A 15,910-nucleotide genomic window follows, 5' to 3' on the forward strand; every position below is an offset into this window, starting at 1 on the left:
GCTGAACTGAGAAATTTACTCGACAAATCTTATGAATAGTTGCATAAATCTTGTTTAGGAAAGGAGGTGAAAATGAAAGATAATAATCTTAATAAAAATTCTTATAAAGCATATGATTTGCAAGAAGAAAATAGGATGAGAGATAGTGAAAAATGGCGTAAAACGCAAGCAATAATAGATGAACAGTTTTCGAAAGATTCATCATTTGATGATGAAAGAGTAAATGCATTAGGAGCTCCATTGCTTGGTGATACTCGTGATTTATTCCGTCCAGCTTCTCGTGATATTCCAGCGCAACCTGGAGTATACAAGTGGCGTGATGGCGAGGGGCGAGTTATTTACGTTGGAAAAGCAAAAAATTTACGCAATCGTTTAGCGAATTATTTTCAACCTCTTTACCAACTTCATCCTAGAACTCAATCTATGGTTCTTACAGCTCGCAGTTTGGAATGGACTGTTGTAAGCACTGAATTTGAGGCTCTTACACTTGAATATACTTGGATTAAAGCTTTTAACCCTAGGTTTAATGTAGTTTTTCGTGACGATAAAACATATCCTTATGTTGCAGTTTCGCTAGAGGAAACTTTTCCAAGAGTATGGATTACTAGAAATCGTAGTGCGCGGCATGCTAGATATTTTGGTCCGTATGCAAAAGTGTGGTCTCTTCGTCATAGTTTAGATTCTTTACTTAAAACTTTTCCTATTCGTACATGCTCATCCTCTGTTTTTAGCAAAGCTCATAGGACTGGTAGACCTTGCTTATTTGCTTCGATTGGTAAATGTTCAGCTCCTTGTATAGGAAACATAGATCCTAGCGAACATCGCAAGATGGTAGAACATGTAGTTGGCATACTTACAGGCAGTGTTGGAGAGTCTTATATTTCACAAATTAAGAATGAGATGAAAGAAGCAAGTGAAGAGCTAGAATTTGAGCGTGCAGCTAAATTGCGTGACGAAATTGCTGTTTTGAACACTATTTTGCAACAAAATGCAGTTGTGTTTGACAATGATGTAGAAGCAGATGTTTTTGGATTCTGCGGAGATGAGCTTGAAGCGTCAATTCATGTATTTTTTGTCAGAGCTGGAATGATTCGTGGAGAGAAAAATTGGTCGGTAGAACGAAATGAGCATATTAGTGACAGTGATCTTATAGCTGATTTATTAACTCGCGTATACGCAGAATATGAACAAAATTACACACAAAACCATGAAGATACTATTAGCATTAAGAAAGTTCGCGACGCTGTTAGCTCTACGCAACAAGCTACTGCAACTGATGTAATATTGCGAGCGCAAGCTACTAAAACTCGTCGTGAACGTCAAGAGAGAACAGGTCGTGAGGATTTACTTGCTCCTATTTCGCCTGTTCCTCGTGAGATTATAGTTCCAATTAAAATTTCTGATGAACGTAAGCAAGAGCTTGAATTGTGGCTTAGCAATATTCGTGGTTCTCAAGTAAGTATTAGAGTTGCAGAGCGCGGAGAAAAACGTGCTCTTATGGATCGTGCAAACGATAATGCTAGTCAGGAATTGAAACGAATAAAATCTAGTCGTATCAACAGCATAGATATGAGAACAGAAGCTATGAATGAAATAGCAAAAGTGCTTGGAATGAGTAAATCTCCTTTGCGAATTGAATGTTATGATATCTCAAATACAGTTGATGGCAGTTATCAAGTTGCTTCTATGGTTGTTTTTGAAGATGGTGTTGCTCGTCCTAGTGAGTACCGTCATTTTGCGGTTCGAGGTGAACATGGTGATGGTAAAACAGATGATTTAAGTGCTGTTTATGAAACATTATTGCGAAGATTTAAGCATAAAGATGTTTATGTAGAAGATAGGCTTGATACAAATGCATCAGATTCATCAGATATATCTGACTCATCTGATATTAATATTTGCGATGCTAACAGTATTTCTAATAAGCATTTTTCAGCTAATTCATTGACTAGTGCGCGGCATTTTGCTTATAAACCTCAATTAATTATTGTCGATGGAGGAAAAGAACAAGCAAAAGCTGCTAAAAGAGCTATGAAAGATGCTGGCGTAAGTGATATTACTGTTTGTGGTTTAGCTAAGAAGCTTGAAGAAGTGTGGCTTCCTGACGAAGATTATCCAATCATTTTTAAGAGAAGCTCAGAAGGATTGTATTTATTGCAGCGCGCTAGAGACGAGTCTCATCGTTTTGCTATTTCGTATCATCGTAAATTGCGAAGAAAAGGTTCATTGCATTCTACTTTTGATGCAATTCCTGGAATTGGAGCAGTGTATCGCAAGCGTTTGTTTGCATTTTTTGGTTCAATAAAATCTTTGAAAAATGCTTCATTAGAAGATTTGCAAAAAGTGCCTGGAATTGGTGAGAATAAAGCAAAAGCTATATACAGTGCTTTGCGTAAAAATAATGATAAGTAGCTTTTGAATTACTATGAGTCGCAACTCGTCAGCATAGGGCACTAGCCTAAGAAGTATGTCTCAGGAAATTGAAATTGGTTTGGGCAAAAAAGCCCGAGTTGCATATTCGCTTGACGATATTGCTATTGTTCCTTCGCGTCGCTCGCGTGACCCTCAAGCTGTATCTACTTCATGGCAAGTAGATGCTTATACGTTTGATATCCCAATTATTGCTGCTCCGATGGATTCGGTTACTAGTCCGGATACCGCGATTGCAATTGGTCAAATGGGTGGTCTTGGAGTTCTTGATCTAGAAGGTTTATGGACTCGATATGAGAATCCAGAACCTTTGTTAAAAGAAATAGCTGAGTTGCCGTCAAACATTGCAACTCGCCGCATTCAGGAGATTTATACTGAGCCAATCAAACCAGAATTGATTGCAAAGCGTTTGCATACAATCAGAGATGCTGGAGTGACAGTAGCAGGAGCTCTTTCTCCACAACGCACGCAAGAATTATATAACACTGTTCTAGAAGCTGGTGTTGATTTATTCGTGATTCGCGGAACAGCAGTATCTGCGGAACATGTTTCTAAAGATCATGAACCTCTTGATTTAAAGAAGTTTATTTACGATCTCGATGTTCCTGTTATTGTTGGAGGTTGCGCAGATTATACTTCTGCTCTTCATTTGATGAGAACTGGAGCTGCAGGTATTTTAGTTGGATTTGGCGGCGGAGCAGTATCCGCAACCATGAATACTTTAGGTGTGCAAGCACCTATGGCTACTGCTATTGCGGATGTTGCTGAAGCTCGTAGGGATTATATGGATGAATCCGGCGGCCGTTATGTGCAAATTATTGCTGATGGAGGAATGGGTAATTCCGGCAGCTTTATTAAGGCTCTTGCAGTTGGAGCTGACGCAGTTATGCTTGGTACTCCATTAGCTCGCGCAACTGAGGCTCCTGGTCATGGCACTCATTGGGGTGCTGAGGCTCGTCATTCATCGCTTCCTCGCGGGATGCGCTCAAATGTTGGCACTGTGGCTCCGTTAGAGAATATTCTTTTTGGCCCAAGTCATGAAGCAGATGGTACTACAAACTTTGTTGGTGCATTGCGCAGAACAATGGCTTCTACAGGTTATGTTGATGTTAAGAGCTTCCAGCGTTGTAGCGTAGTATTTAATCCATTCCATCAAGATATTCGTTAGTGTTAAGTATGATGCTTATTGCATGAAATATAGCGGTTCAGTAATTTGTTCTGAACCGCTATTTTTGTTTTCAAAATGCATATATCTATATGAACATTCTATTGATTCATGTATAAATATGATTTTTAGCTATATTTGCTATTCTTTTAAACCGTAATGTGTATAATTCAACACGCATAAAATCGTTTATTTTCAATGAAAACGACGAATATTTTGTAATTTATCCACATTTTTATTAATTACGCAGTTAGAGAAAAATTACGTTGTAAGCTTTTATCTAAACTCGTTTAGTTTGTAGAAATATAAGCTTAACAAGTTTTAAATAACAACAGTTTTAAATAATTGTTAAAACAGGAGAGAAACATGAAGATAGATTTTGCTGATGCCTATGGCATGGATGATAACGATTACAGTGATGATGAGCTGAAAGATAAGTCCTCAAAGACTAAGAAAAACAATGACGAGGATCCTCCACATGTTTTCTGTAGACCTCGTATTAGCTTGCCTGTATATGAGGGTGAAGTTAGTGTTGGTTTTTCTCGTGAATGCTTGAAATACCATGTTGGAATGTGTTATTTCGACAGTAGAGATGAGCAGGCTTTTGTTAATTTAGCTTTAAAAACTTGTCAAATTGCTTGTATAGCTGCAGATATTTCGAGAGGTAGGCCTATTTCTCCAGCAATGTCGCAGCTTCTAACAAAAAGTTGTATTACTAAATTAACTAACATGTGGAAACTGATGGATGAGTATTTCACTGATAATAACGATTCGGAAACTCGCTCTGCTGTGCGTAGTTTTCCTGCAGTTCCGAGTTTGTTTAATGGAATGTTAGTCAGCCCGAATCATTTTGAAGGTGTTGTGCGCATTTGTGCAGGACCTGTGAAATACTGGGCGTCGTTATCTTTGGAATTGAAAAATAATCGTTGGATTTGCACGTATGCAGATCTAGGATAAAATCGTCGCTTATAGTAGGTAGCTGAAATAAGACATCTATGATAATGCGTTTGAAGACTTATGTACATATATTCAAATAAATATGAGCCCCTTATTGCTTGATTTGCTGATTTTTCAACAATTTTAGCAATAAAGGGGTTCACTTTTGTAAGATTAAACATTCTAACTTGTACGACTTGTAGAATCTAAGTTTTTTCCCAGTGTTTGTTTGTAAATGACAATATTAAGTATTATTTTTTGTACTTCGTGCAGTCGTGTCGATTCTGTTATCAAGTACAATAAATAATATGCTCCGAGAATTTGCTGTAGAAGCCATTCACCCAACTCAAGACGGTGATACCATTTATTCCTTACTTGCCAATCGTGCTATGCGTAGCCCACAAGACTTGGTTGCTCAATGGCAAGACGATGAAACTCGTCGTTGGCATGATGTTACTTCATCTGAAATGCTCGCGAAAGTTCGTGCAGTAGCTCGAGGCTTAATAGCGCTCGGAGTTCAGCATGGCTCCAAAGTTGTTATTTACTCTGCTACATGCTATGAGTGGGGTGTTGTCGATTTTGCTTGTGCATGTATTGGTGCTGTAAGCATTCCTATTTATGAAACAGATTCAGCATTGCAGGCAGCTGACATTATCGATGAAGTTAAGCCAGTTATTGCTTTTGCTGGAGACGATGCGCATGCTCAATGCTTAGAGCGTGTTCGTCAGGATCATAAACATATAACTTTGAAAACCGTATTTAATTTCAAAGCTGGTGGCTTGGAAGCCGTTGTTGATTTTGGTAAATCTACTACTGATGATGAGCTTAATAAAGCTGTTGATGCTGTTAAGGCAGATGATTTAGCTACTATTGTTTACACTTCTGGTTCGACTGGTAGACCTAAAGGCGCAATGCTTTCAAATCGTAATTTTACGCATATTGTTTTTGCTGGTTATGATGTTCTTAACGATATGTTATGCAAGCCAAATCGTTTGCTTTTATTCCTTCCATTGGCGCATTGTTTTGCTCGGTACATTCAATATGTTGCTATTGGTGCTCACGGTGTTATTGGATATGTGCCTAATGCTAAGCATCTTTTGGCTGATTTGCGTAGTTTTAAGCCTACGTATTTACTTGGCGTGCCTAGAGTTTTTGAAAAAGTTTATAATGCTGCGTCACAAAAAGCTGGTGCTGGTATAAAGGGTCGTATCTTTGCTAAAGCTGTAAAACATTTCATTCAATGGTCTCGCGACAATGTTGAAGGTAAAACTCATTCTCTTGCTGCACGCATGAATCATGCGATGTATATGAAAACAGTTGGCTCGTCTATTCGCTCAGCTTTAGGCCCTAATCTTTCATGGTTGGCCTGCGGTGGAGCTCCAATGGATGCTGATTTGGCTCATTTCTTTAATGGTCTTGATGGCATTACTTTTATTCAAGGCTATGGAATGACTGAAACTGCCGCTCCTTGTGTAGTTAATTTTGAGCATGCAAATCAAGTTGGATCTGTAGGTCGACCTGGTCCTGGTATAGCTATCCGTCTTGCTGACGACGATGAAGTGCTTATTAAAGGTCCTAACGTATTTATGGGATATTTCAATAAGCCTGAGCTCACTGCAGAAGTTATTGATGAAGATGGATGGTTGCATTCAGGCGATCTTGGCTCAATAGATGATGAAGGATTCTTGTCTATTACTGGTCGCAAAAAAGATATTATTATTACTGCCGGTGGCAAGAATATAAGTCCTGCTCCTATGGAAGGTATTATTGCTCAATGCCCATTAGTTTCTCATGCTGTAGTAGTGGGCGATGGTAAGCCATTCGTTTCTGCTTTAATTGAGCTTGATCCAGATATGGTTCGTTCTTGGCTAAAGAATAAGGGTATGGATGTTAACCTTACTATGAGTGAGATTGCTACTAACGAAGCAGTGCGTTCAGTAATTCAGCAATTTATTGACCAAGCTAATAGTACTGTTTCTCGCGCTGAGTCTGTTCGTAAGTTTGTTATTTTGCAAGATGAATTTACTCAAGATGCTGGAACCTTGACTCCAAGTATGAAGATTGTTCGTCCGAAGATTCTTGCTCGCTATGCTGATATTATCGAAACGCAATTGTATGCTCCAAAGCCTAATACTCGTCCTTTGCCAGCAACTGTAAAGATTCTCGATAAAACTACTGAGACTGTTAAGCAAGCACAGGAGACTGTTAAGCAAGCTCAGGAAGCTGTAACTCCTCGAGTACGTCAAGCTATCGATCAAGCTGCGAATCATTTGAAGCGTTTTGGTGAAGAATCTTCATCAGATTCCTCTTCGACATCGCATAGTGATCATAATGAACATGTCGAGTAAAAAGCTTACATATTTGTAGTTGTTTTCGTTATTTCTACTTACATAAAAGAAAGAGTAATCGAGTGTCTATTAGAAAAATTCGTATTGTTCCGGATCCCGTATTGCGAACTCCTTGTGATGAGATTCGTGAAATTACGCCAGCTGTGAAACATTTAGTTGATGATTTATTGGAAACGGTAAATGACCCAGGTAGAGCTGGATTGTCTGCTAATCAGATTGGTGTAAGTTTTAGAGCTTTTTCTTACAATATAAATGGTCGAATCGGCTATATTTTAAATCCCGTAATTGAAGAGCTAAAAGGTGAACAGTACGACGACGAGGGTTGCCTTTCTGTTCCTGGATTATGGTACAAAACTAGGCGTGCAAATTATGCTAGAGCTTGTGGAATTGATTTAGATGGTAAGACTGTAGTGCTTGAAGGTGAAGGTCTTATGGCTAGAATGATTCAGCATGAGTGTGATCATTTAGATGGTCATATTTATTTAGATAGGCTTGAAAAGGACGTGCGCCGTCAAGCGTTGCGTGAGTTGCGCAATAATATGCGTAACTAAGTTTTAGTTTTTATGCTTTATGCGTAAATAATTTTTTAAAAATTATCGGCGTTTTTGTTGCTTTTATCACTACAAGAATGCCGATTTTTAGTATTGAGCATCTGATATAATCGCTCTTTGCGTGTCCATTTTGAGCATGAGTATTGCCGCGTTGTATGATTGCTCGCTTTTTATTGTCTACACGGATTCGCAAATACGCGCCATGTACGCGTCCGTTCGTGTCGGTCGGCTTGGATTTAGACATGTGTTAACCAAGTTGCATGCGAACAGACATGGCCAGGAAATAACCGACAAGAAAGGTATATAGATATGGCACAGATTACCATGAGCGAAATGCTGAAGGCTGGTTTGCACTTCGGTCATCAGACTCGTCGCTGGAACCCAAAGATGAAGCAGTTCATTCTTACCCAGCGCAATGGTATTCATATCATCAATTTGTTCAAGTCTCTCGACATGATCGACAAGGCTTATGACTTCATCAAGCAGACTGTTGCTCACAACGGCACTGTTCTCTTCGTGGGTACTAAGAAGCAGGCTCAGGAAGCTGTACAGAATCAGGCAACTCGCGTAAACATGCCTTATGTTTGCGAGCGTTGGCTTGGTGGTATGTTGACTAATTTCCAGACTGTTTCTACTCGCGTAAAGCGCTTGAAGGAACTTGAGGAAATGGACTTTAGCGATGTTCGTGGATCCGGCTTGACTAAGAAGGAACTTTTGCTTCTCGAGCGCGAGAAGGACAAGCTTTCCAAGCAGCTCGGTGGTATTCGCAACATGAACCGCACTCCATCCGCCATGTTCGTTGTTGATATTAACAAGGAAGCTTTGGCTGTTGAAGAAGCTCATAAGCTTGGTATCCCAGTTGTAGCAATTGTTGATACCAACACTGATCCTGAGGCTGTTGAGTATCCAATTCCTGCCAACGACGATGCTATTCGTGGCATTGAGTTATTGACTAGCTTGATGGCTGATGCTGTAGCTGAAGGTTTGCTTGAGCATGCCGGTAAGGGCGCTAAGTCTGAAGGTAATGATGCTCAGCCAATGGCAGCTTGGGAGAAGGAATTGCTCACCAAGGAAGGCGAAGCTGAAGCTAAGCCTGCCAAGGAAGAAAATACTGAGGCAAACGCCTGATAAGCTAATTTGCAACCAGATTCTTATTTAGAAGCTGCAAAATCCAATTGATTTTGCTTTTTGCAGCTTTTAAGAATCATATTGATACGAGGAGAACAAAATGGCAGCAATTACTGCAGCGTTGATTAAGCAGGTGCGCGAAGAAACTGGCGCCGGCATGATGGACGTTAAAAAGGCTCTTACTGAAGCTGAAGGCGACGTTGCCCGCGCTAAGGAAATCATCCGTGCTAAGGGTATTCAGGCAGCTGGTAAGCGTGAAGGTCGTAAGGCTCAGGAAGGTACCATCGCTTCTAAGGTTGTTAAGTCTGCTGAAGGCGAAACTGGTTACGCAGTTGAGTTGAATTCTGAAACTGACTTTGTGGCAAAGACACCAAAGTTTGTGGAATTCTCAAACACTGTTCTTGACCATGCTGTTGAAGCTAATGCTTCTACTGCTGAAGAAGTACTTGCAGCCCCAGCTGATGGTGCAACTGTTAAGGAATCTGTTGAAGAAGCAGCAGCTTTGTTCGGCGAGCATGTCAAGGTTGGTCAGGTTGCTAAGGTAAGCGGTCCACACGTTGAGATTTACGCTCACAAGAAGTCTGTGGAATTGCCTCCAAGCATCGTTTCCATGATTGCTACTGACGAAGCTGGTGCAAAGGTTGCTCACGAAGCTGCTTTGCAGATTTCCGCTATGGGTGCGCAGTGGCTTCGCCGTGAAGATGTTCCAGAAGAAGTTTTGGAATCTGAGCGTCGCGTTGCAACCGAGAAGTCCTTAGCTGAAGGCAAGCCAGAGAAGATTGTTCCAAAGATTGTTGAAGGACGTATGAACGCCTTCTTCAAGGAAACTGTACTTCTCGAGCAGGCATACGTTAAGGATCCATCCAAGAGCGTTGGTGACTTGTTCAAGGAAGTTGGCGGCACCGCTCTTGCCTTTGCTCGCGTTGAGGTTGGCAAAGGTGCTGCTGAATAAGCACTAATTATATGAGAATTTATTTTTGTTCTTGTATATAGGGTTGCGTGCACAAGTTGTGCGCAACCCATTTTTATATTCATTGTCCAGCTTAACGTGCGTTTTGAGTGTCGTTATTGATAGATAAACTGACAAAGATATACCTCATTCGCCGTTATGACTGGAGGAATCTGTATGGCTATTGCACAAACGGATGAAGGAAAGTCCCGTAGGGTTTTATTAAAGCTTTCTGGAGAAGCATTCGGTGGTGGTGCTGTTGGTATTGATACTCATGTCATTCGTAGGATTGCTGGCGAAATAGTAGCTGCAGTGAATCAAGGCGTTCAGGTTGCTATTGTTGTCGGCGGCGGTAACTTCTTTAGGGGAGCAGAACTGCAGCAAGCAGGTATTGATCGTAGCCGTGGTGATTATATGGGTATGTTGGGCACTGTAATGAACTGCTTGGCTCTTCAGGATTTTCTTGAGCAAGCAGGGCAAGCAACTCGCGTACAAACTGCTATTACAATGGGTCAGGTTGCAGAACCTTATATTCCGTTGAAAGCAATTCGTCACCTTGAAAAGGGTCGTGTGGTTATTTTTGGTGCTGGTGCCGGAATGCCATATTTTTCTACTGATACTGTTTCTATTCAACGTTCATTGGAAATTCATTGCGATGAAGTTCTTATGGGCAAGAATGGTGTGGATGGCGTATATAGTGCTGATCCTCGTAAAGATTCTACTGCTCGTAAGTTCCTAACATTAAACTACAAGCGCGCTATCGTTGATGGTTTAGCTGTTATGGATGCGTCTGCGCTTTCTATGGCTCGCGATAATAATCAAAAAATTCGTGTGTTTGGTCTTGAGGGCGAAGGTAACGTAACTAGTGCTCTTGTTGGAGAATCTATTGGCACATTAGTGTCTAATGCAGAGCCAACATTTGCTTAAATATTATAAAGGAGAACACATGTCAGCAATAATTGATCAAGCCCGTGAACAGATGAATAAGTCTGTTGAAGCTACTAAAGAGAATTTTATGGGTATTCGCACCGGTCGTGCTAATCCTGCTTTGCTAAACGGAATTATGGTTGATTATTATGGTGCTCCAACTCCAATTAAAGCTGTTGCATCTATTGGTGTTCCAGAGCCTAGAACTCTTTCAGTTACGCCTTTTGACGCTTCTCAAGCGAATGCTGTTGAAAAGGCTATTCGCGATTCTGATTTAGGTGTAAGCCCTAATCGTGATGGCAATGTTATTCGTGTTACTATGCCAGAGCTCACGGAAGAGCGTCGCAAGGAATACGTCAAGCTTGCTAAGAATAAAGCAGAAGAAGGCAAAGTTGCAGTTCGCAATATTCGTCGCAAAGCTAAGGAATCTATTGACAAGTCTGTTAAAGATGGTGAACTTGGCGAAGATGAAGGCGATCGTTTACAAAAAGAGCTTGATAAAGTAACTAAGCAAGTTACTGATTCTTTAGACGTTTTGCTTGAAGGTAAGCAAAAAGAAATTATGGAAGTCTGAGATTTTTGTAGTTTCAAACTGAATGGGTGCCGTATGAGTCAAATAAAACAGCATAATTTTGTCAATGAAGTCAGTAAAGCAAATGCTGAAAAAACTGCATCAGAAGTAGGATTGTCTTCTGACAAAGCAGATACTGCTACACATGGCACCCATGAAACTTTAAGTGATATTAATCGTCGCACAGGCAGGAATATGCCTCAGGCAGTTGCTACCGCCGCAATACTAGTTGTTGCAATTGTTTCTTGCTTAATTATTAGCATTGATGTCTTTATCGTGCTTATGGCCATTTTTATGGTTCTGGCATTGTGGGAATTACATGTTGATTTTGCAACTCTCGGTTTGCGTATTCCTTTCGTGACGTTATCAATATGTTCGCTTGTAACTATTTTTGCAACATACTATGCAAAATGGCATGCTGTTGCTATGGCTAGTGGAATTACTGCATCTTTGCTTCTTACAGTAATTTGTGCGACTCTTAGCAGTACTATTTCAGATAGAACGATGCAAGCTGTAGAAAAAAAGCTCGATGGTTCTAACCGCTCATCATACGAACATACTTTATTTACGAATACGTCTGTTTCGCTATTCGTGGTGTTGTACATTCCACTTTTAGCTTCTTGCATCGTATTAGCTCTTACAAATACAAAATACGCAGTTGCTCACGCTATGCTTTTGGTATTTTTACCTGCATTAAGTGACACTGGCGGATTATTTGCTGGTGCATGGTTGGGCAAACATAAGCTTTCTCCGCGAATCTCTCCTAAGAAGTCTGTAGAAGGCTTAATAGGCTCAATGCTTTTTGCAATTATAGGCGCATATGCAATTATTGCAGGTTTTTATGGTTCCTCTTGGTTCAATTTCTGGTGGATGCCATTAGTCATGGGTATTTCTTCTGGAATTATTGGCACATTCGGTGACTTGTGTGCTTCTATGCTTAAAAGAGATATTGGTATTAAAGACATGGGACATTTGCTAAAAGGTCATGGTGGTGTTCTTGACCGAGTAGATTCTATTTTGCTGTGCGGTCCTGTGCTGCTTGTGCTTTTGCAACTTGCTCATTTCTGAATTTATCTGTCGCAATCGTGGGCTTAGACTAATATCGACGCCATGACAGTCTGTTTTATTCCGTCGCCAAGTATTTCGCAATTTTCTCTTGGCTTTGTAAACATAAAGTTTTACGCTCTTAGTATTCTTGCCGGTATTTTGATGGCAATGTGGATTACTACGCGTCGATGGAAGCGTCTTGGAGGAGATTTTAACCAGATACTTGATCTTGTTTTAGTCAGTCTTCCTGCTGGAATAATTGGCGCGCGTTTGTATCACGTTATTACAACTCCAGAAAAGTTTTTTGGCTCTAATGGTGATTTTTTAGAAATTTTTAGAATTTGGAATGGTGGTCTAGGAATTTGGGGCGGTATATTCTTAGGCGCATTGGCTGCTTGTGTATTATGCAAGTATCGTAAATATCCTATTGGATTACTAGCTGATTGTGCAGCTCCTGCTGTGCTTATTGCTCAAGGTATAGGAAGATTGGGGAATTGGTTTAATCAAGAACTTTACGGAGCTCCTACTAACTTGCCGTGGGGTTTGAAGTTAAATTATGATACTACTCAAGCAATAGGTCATAGTGAAAGATGTTATGATGGGTTAACGTGCCCAGAAGGCACATTATTTCATCCAACATTTTTATATGAGATGATTTGGAATTTCATCGGTGCTGCATTGCTTATTTATTTTGGCAAAGTTATAGCTAAGAAGTTAAAAGCCGGTTCCGTATTCGCACTTTATGTTATGTGGTACACAATTGGACGCGTGTGGATTGAGGCATTGCGAATTGATTTTTCACATGTTTTCTTAGGTGTGCGCATTAATGTTTGGGTTTCTATTATCGTATTCATGTGTGCAACTATTGTTTTTGCTTTGCTGCAAAAGAGTACTAGTACTCGTGAGTCTCTTGTTGAACGACTTATAGATATAACTTCAGACGAAAGAGAACGTGAGTCTCAGAACACTTCTAGTAAGTAAGATTCAAGTATTTGAAAAAGCAATTTTAAAAATCTTGTTTTTATAAAACTAGTCGCTTGCATTTTCTAGAATAGTACACATGAATATACAAATAGCACCTAGCATTCTTTCCGCAGATTTTTGCAATCTTGAGCGTGACCTCGATGCAATATCTAATGCGGATCTTGTTCATGTCGATGTAATGGATCATCACTTTGTACCTAACTTGACTTTGGGTGAACCAATTGTTAAGCGAATTTGTGAGGTTACTAAACTTCCAGTTGACGTACATTTGATGATTGAGGATCCAGATCGTTGGGCTCCAGAATATGCTAGACTTGGAGCTGCTTCTGTGAGTTTTCATATGGGTGCTACTCATGCTCCAGTGAGATTAGCTCGTCAGCTTCGCGATATGGGTTGTAAAGCTTGCTTTGCTGTGCGCCCTGCGGAACCAGTTGAACCTATTTTCGATATTCTTGATGAATTCGATATGGTTCTTATTATGACTGTTGAGCCTGGTTTCGGTGGACAGAAGTTCTTAGCTAATCAAATGAATAAGGTTCGCCGTTTACGTGACGAAATTACTCGTCGTGGTCTCAATACTCATATTCAGGTTGATGGAGGAGTTAGCCCTTCAACTGCAGCAATAGTTGCTGAAGCTGGTGCTGATGTGCTTGTTGCAGGTTCTGCAGTTTATGGAGCAGAAAGTCCTAAAGAAGCGATTGAAGCTATTCGCAATACTGCAAAAGCTGCTTGGCGTGAATAAATATTAGATGTATGTTGGGGGCATGAAATATGTCCCCAACATATTAAGTATTGCACAACAAGCGAGTTTTTTTGATGCGAATATATGCTGATTAATTGTGTGATTTCGTATGAGGAAGATATTATGACTAAGTTCGTTATTAATCAGGAATATAGTCCTGAAGCAATGAATCGAGTTTTGACAATACCTAATCTAATCAGTTTTTTGCGCATATGTTCAATTCCCTATATTGCTTGGCTTATTACACAGCAACAGATGACTTTTGCTCTTATTGTTTTAGCAATATCTGCGTTTTCTGATTGTCTTGATGGTTATATTGCTCGTACTTTGAATCAAGTTAGTAAGTTGGGTCAAATTCTTGATCCTATAGCTGATCGTCTATTAATTTTTTGCAGTACGTTAGCTTTAGCTGTTGCAATGATTATCCCTTGGTGGGCACTTTTATTAGTAGTATTGCGTGATGCTATTATGGCTGTACTTGTAATAGTACTTGCGCAAAGAGATTATGGTCCTTTGCCTGTTAACTTTGTAGGTAAAGCTGGCACAGCACTTCTTATGCTTTCAATTGTTTCTTTAATGATTGTTTATGCTGTACCTACTGAGTCTATGCTCGTACTTTATGCTGCTGCACTTGCATGTGGAGTGTGGGGTATTGCTCTATATTGGTATGCTGGTCTGCTTTACTATATGCAAGCTTATTTGTTACTTGCTAAGTCAACAAAAACTAAATAAGGCGTGTACGCACATATGACTAAGCAAGATGAATTTGTTAGTTTAAAAGATAGTATCAAAGATTTAGATGTAAAACATACGTCTCATAAAAGCACTATGCCAATGTCTTTTGCTGCTCCTGATGGGATGTCGCTGACTAGGCGTAGGGCATTATTTTCGCACTCATTTACTGGTATTTCAACGCATCATGTTGTAATGTCTTCCAGTGGTTTTGCTCACAATCATGATCGTAGACGTTATATTGACGATTATGCTTTGCGTCTTATTGATGATTTAACTAATCGTCCAGTTGATCCAATGTTTATGGATGCAAGATTAAGTAAACAACCTGTTAAACCGTTTAATCTGTGGTTCACTAGAGCTATAGTATTTTTATTGTGTGTTTCTATTGGTACTGTTGGGAGCCAGTTTGTTCGCAAATTGCACACTGATCCTAGAAAAGCAATACGTTCTTCATTAGCTAATGAGTTGTCTGGCTATACGTCTCGTTTCGATAAGCTTGTAGAAGAAGTAACGTCATTGAGAAATAACGTAGATCATGAGTCGCAAAAAATTACTACGCCTGAAGAGGATGAAGTTAGTAAATCAGATGATATGGTTAATGGCACTCATGCTGTAGAAGGTTCTGGGATTACTTTGACTATTGCTAATCCTATTTCTGCTTCGAGCGATGTGAATAGCGGTTCTTTACCTCGCGAAAGTAATGGCGCAAGAATGCGATTAGTTACAGATCGTGATATTCAACAATTTGTGTCATTATTGTGGGAAGCAGGTGCTGAAGCTATTTCTGTTAACGGGCATAGACTTGGAGCGCAAACTTCTATTCGTGTTGCTGGTCAAACTATTCTTATTGGAGTTAATCAAACTCAAAGTCCATATGTTATTGAAGTTATTGGCGATTCTGATGATTTAATTAAACAATGTAATGATATGAAACGCATGAAATGGTACGCATCTTTAGTTAATGCAGGCATTAATCCACAGGTTTCACCTTCGAGAGTTATACGACTCAGTGCAGCAAACACAGGCGATATTAGTTTTGCCAATGAGAGAATTAGGAGATAAGCATGGCAGCGATTTTTGGATTAATTTTGGGAGTATTAATTGGAGTTGTTGTTCATCCAGATATTCCGATTGTCATTCAACCTTATTTACCTATTATGGTCGTTGCAGCACTAGATGCGTTGCTTGGTGCTGCACGTGCATATTTTGAAAGAAACTTTTCGGATAAAGTTTTTGTTATTTCATTCTTCTCAAACGTTATAGCAGCTACGTTGCTTGTTTTGCTTGGAAATCAGCTTGGCGTAGGTGCGCAATTACAAACTGCAGTTATCGTTGTTTTAGGAATTCGTATTTTCTCTAACGTTTCTGCAATTCGTCGTTTCATCTTCAGGAGTTAG

At 39.9% G+C, this 15,910-nt stretch carries 15 protein-coding genes; all 15 read left to right on the forward strand.

Going from position 1 to position 15,910, the window contains the following annotated elements; translation table 11 throughout:
• Positions 1 to 72: 72 nt before the first annotated feature.
• The 15 genes from uvrC (at position 73) to HXT48_RS03185 (ending at position 15,910) form a co-directional block, all read left to right on the forward strand.
• Positions 73 to 2,412, forward strand: a complete 2,340-nt coding sequence (gene uvrC, locus HXT48_RS03115; protein WP_421793178.1) for an excinuclease ABC subunit UvrC — start codon at positions 73 to 75, stop codon at positions 2,410 to 2,412.
• Positions 2,413 to 2,467: 55 nt separating this feature from the next.
• Positions 2,468 to 3,598, forward strand: coding sequence for a GuaB3 family IMP dehydrogenase-related protein (locus HXT48_RS03120; RefSeq protein WP_004108887.1), 1,131 nt, complete (start codon positions 2,468 to 2,470; stop codon positions 3,596 to 3,598).
• Between the two features lie 363 nt (positions 3,599 to 3,961).
• Positions 3,962 to 4,552, forward strand: a complete 591-nt coding sequence (locus tag HXT48_RS03125) for a hypothetical protein (protein ID WP_004108888.1) — start codon at positions 3,962 to 3,964, stop codon at positions 4,550 to 4,552.
• Positions 4,553 to 4,839: 287 nt separating this feature from the next.
• Positions 4,840 to 6,879, forward strand: a complete 2,040-nt coding sequence (locus tag HXT48_RS03130) for an AMP-dependent synthetase/ligase (protein WP_076002885.1) — start codon at positions 4,840 to 4,842, stop codon at positions 6,877 to 6,879.
• 62 nt (positions 6,880 to 6,941) lie between these two features.
• On the forward strand, positions 6,942 to 7,430 hold the full coding sequence (locus tag HXT48_RS03135) for a peptide deformylase (protein ID WP_004108893.1): 489 nt from the start codon (positions 6,942 to 6,944) through the stop codon (positions 7,428 to 7,430).
• A gap of 309 nt (positions 7,431 to 7,739) precedes the next feature.
• Complete coding sequence (gene rpsB, locus HXT48_RS03140; protein ID WP_032842488.1) at positions 7,740 to 8,558, forward strand: 30S ribosomal protein S2; 819 nt, start codon at positions 7,740 to 7,742, stop codon at positions 8,556 to 8,558.
• Between the two features lie 100 nt (positions 8,559 to 8,658).
• Positions 8,659 to 9,510, forward strand: a complete 852-nt coding sequence (gene tsf / locus HXT48_RS03145; protein ID WP_004106601.1) for a translation elongation factor Ts — start codon at positions 8,659 to 8,661, stop codon at positions 9,508 to 9,510.
• Between the two features lie 174 nt (positions 9,511 to 9,684).
• Complete coding sequence (gene pyrH / locus HXT48_RS03150) at positions 9,685 to 10,434, forward strand: UMP kinase (protein WP_004108906.1); 750 nt, start codon at positions 9,685 to 9,687, stop codon at positions 10,432 to 10,434.
• Positions 10,435 to 10,453: 19 nt separating this feature from the next.
• On the forward strand, positions 10,454 to 11,008 hold the full coding sequence (gene frr / locus HXT48_RS03155; RefSeq protein ID WP_004106603.1) for a ribosome recycling factor: 555 nt from the start codon (positions 10,454 to 10,456) through the stop codon (positions 11,006 to 11,008).
• A 33-nt stretch (positions 11,009 to 11,041) separates the two neighbouring features.
• A complete protein-coding gene (locus tag HXT48_RS03160) occupies positions 11,042 to 12,073 on the forward strand; it encodes a phosphatidate cytidylyltransferase (protein ID WP_004108908.1) in 1,032 nt (343 codons plus the stop codon).
• A 42-nt stretch (positions 12,074 to 12,115) separates the two neighbouring features.
• Entirely contained in the window at positions 12,116 to 13,033 is a 918-nt protein-coding gene (lgt, locus tag HXT48_RS03165) for a prolipoprotein diacylglyceryl transferase (protein ID WP_004108913.1), read from the forward strand.
• A gap of 79 nt (positions 13,034 to 13,112) precedes the next feature.
• Complete coding sequence (gene rpe / locus HXT48_RS03170; RefSeq protein WP_004108916.1) at positions 13,113 to 13,778, forward strand: ribulose-phosphate 3-epimerase; 666 nt, start codon at positions 13,113 to 13,115, stop codon at positions 13,776 to 13,778.
• Positions 13,779 to 13,901: 123 nt separating this feature from the next.
• A complete protein-coding gene (locus HXT48_RS03175) occupies positions 13,902 to 14,510 on the forward strand; it encodes a CDP-alcohol phosphatidyltransferase family protein (protein ID WP_064621630.1) in 609 nt (202 codons plus the stop codon).
• A gap of 15 nt (positions 14,511 to 14,525) precedes the next feature.
• Positions 14,526 to 15,575 carry a DUF881 domain-containing protein gene (locus tag HXT48_RS03180; protein WP_081378935.1) on the forward strand — a complete coding sequence of 350 codons (1,050 nt, stop codon included), beginning with the start codon at positions 14,526 to 14,528 and terminating at the stop codon, positions 15,573 to 15,575.
• Positions 15,576 to 15,577: 2 nt separating this feature from the next.
• Positions 15,578 to 15,910, forward strand: coding sequence for a small basic family protein (locus HXT48_RS03185; protein ID WP_004106615.1), 333 nt, complete (start codon positions 15,578 to 15,580; stop codon positions 15,908 to 15,910).

Origin of the sequence: Gardnerella sp. KA00127 (genome assembly GCF_049244125.1) — a bacterium.
Lineage (GTDB): Bacteria > Actinomycetota > Actinomycetes > Actinomycetales > Bifidobacteriaceae > Bifidobacterium > Bifidobacterium swidsinskii.

What these genes read in the sequence shown, in the direction of transcription:
- tsf (WP_004106601.1), top strand. Translation starts at nt 8,659, where the DNA reads ATGGCAGCAATTACTGCAGCGTTGATTAAGCAGGTGCGCGAAGAAACT.
- HXT48_RS03130 (WP_076002885.1), top strand. Translation starts at nt 4,840, where the DNA reads ATGCTCCGAGAATTTGCTGTAGAAGCCATTCACCCAACTCAAGACGGT.
- lgt (WP_004108913.1), top strand. Translation starts at nt 12,116, where the DNA reads ATGACAGTCTGTTTTATTCCGTCGCCAAGTATTTCGCAATTTTCTCTT.
- frr (WP_004106603.1), top strand. Translation starts at nt 10,454, where the DNA reads ATGTCAGCAATAATTGATCAAGCCCGTGAACAGATGAATAAGTCTGTT.
- pyrH (WP_004108906.1), top strand. Translation starts at nt 9,685, where the DNA reads ATGGCTATTGCACAAACGGATGAAGGAAAGTCCCGTAGGGTTTTATTA.
- HXT48_RS03120 (WP_004108887.1), top strand. Translation starts at nt 2,468, where the DNA reads ATGTCTCAGGAAATTGAAATTGGTTTGGGCAAAAAAGCCCGAGTTGCA.
- HXT48_RS03185 (WP_004106615.1), top strand. Translation starts at nt 15,578, where the DNA reads ATGGCAGCGATTTTTGGATTAATTTTGGGAGTATTAATTGGAGTTGTT.
- rpe (WP_004108916.1), top strand. Translation starts at nt 13,113, where the DNA reads ATGAATATACAAATAGCACCTAGCATTCTTTCCGCAGATTTTTGCAAT.
- rpsB (WP_032842488.1), top strand. Translation starts at nt 7,740, where the DNA reads ATGGCACAGATTACCATGAGCGAAATGCTGAAGGCTGGTTTGCACTTC.
- HXT48_RS03175 (WP_064621630.1), top strand. Translation starts at nt 13,902, where the DNA reads ATGACTAAGTTCGTTATTAATCAGGAATATAGTCCTGAAGCAATGAAT.
- HXT48_RS03160 (WP_004108908.1), top strand. Translation starts at nt 11,042, where the DNA reads ATGAGTCAAATAAAACAGCATAATTTTGTCAATGAAGTCAGTAAAGCA.
- HXT48_RS03125 (WP_004108888.1), top strand. Translation starts at nt 3,962, where the DNA reads ATGAAGATAGATTTTGCTGATGCCTATGGCATGGATGATAACGATTAC.
- HXT48_RS03180 (WP_081378935.1), top strand. Translation starts at nt 14,526, where the DNA reads ATGACTAAGCAAGATGAATTTGTTAGTTTAAAAGATAGTATCAAAGAT.
- uvrC (WP_421793178.1), top strand. Translation starts at nt 73, where the DNA reads ATGAAAGATAATAATCTTAATAAAAATTCTTATAAAGCATATGATTTG.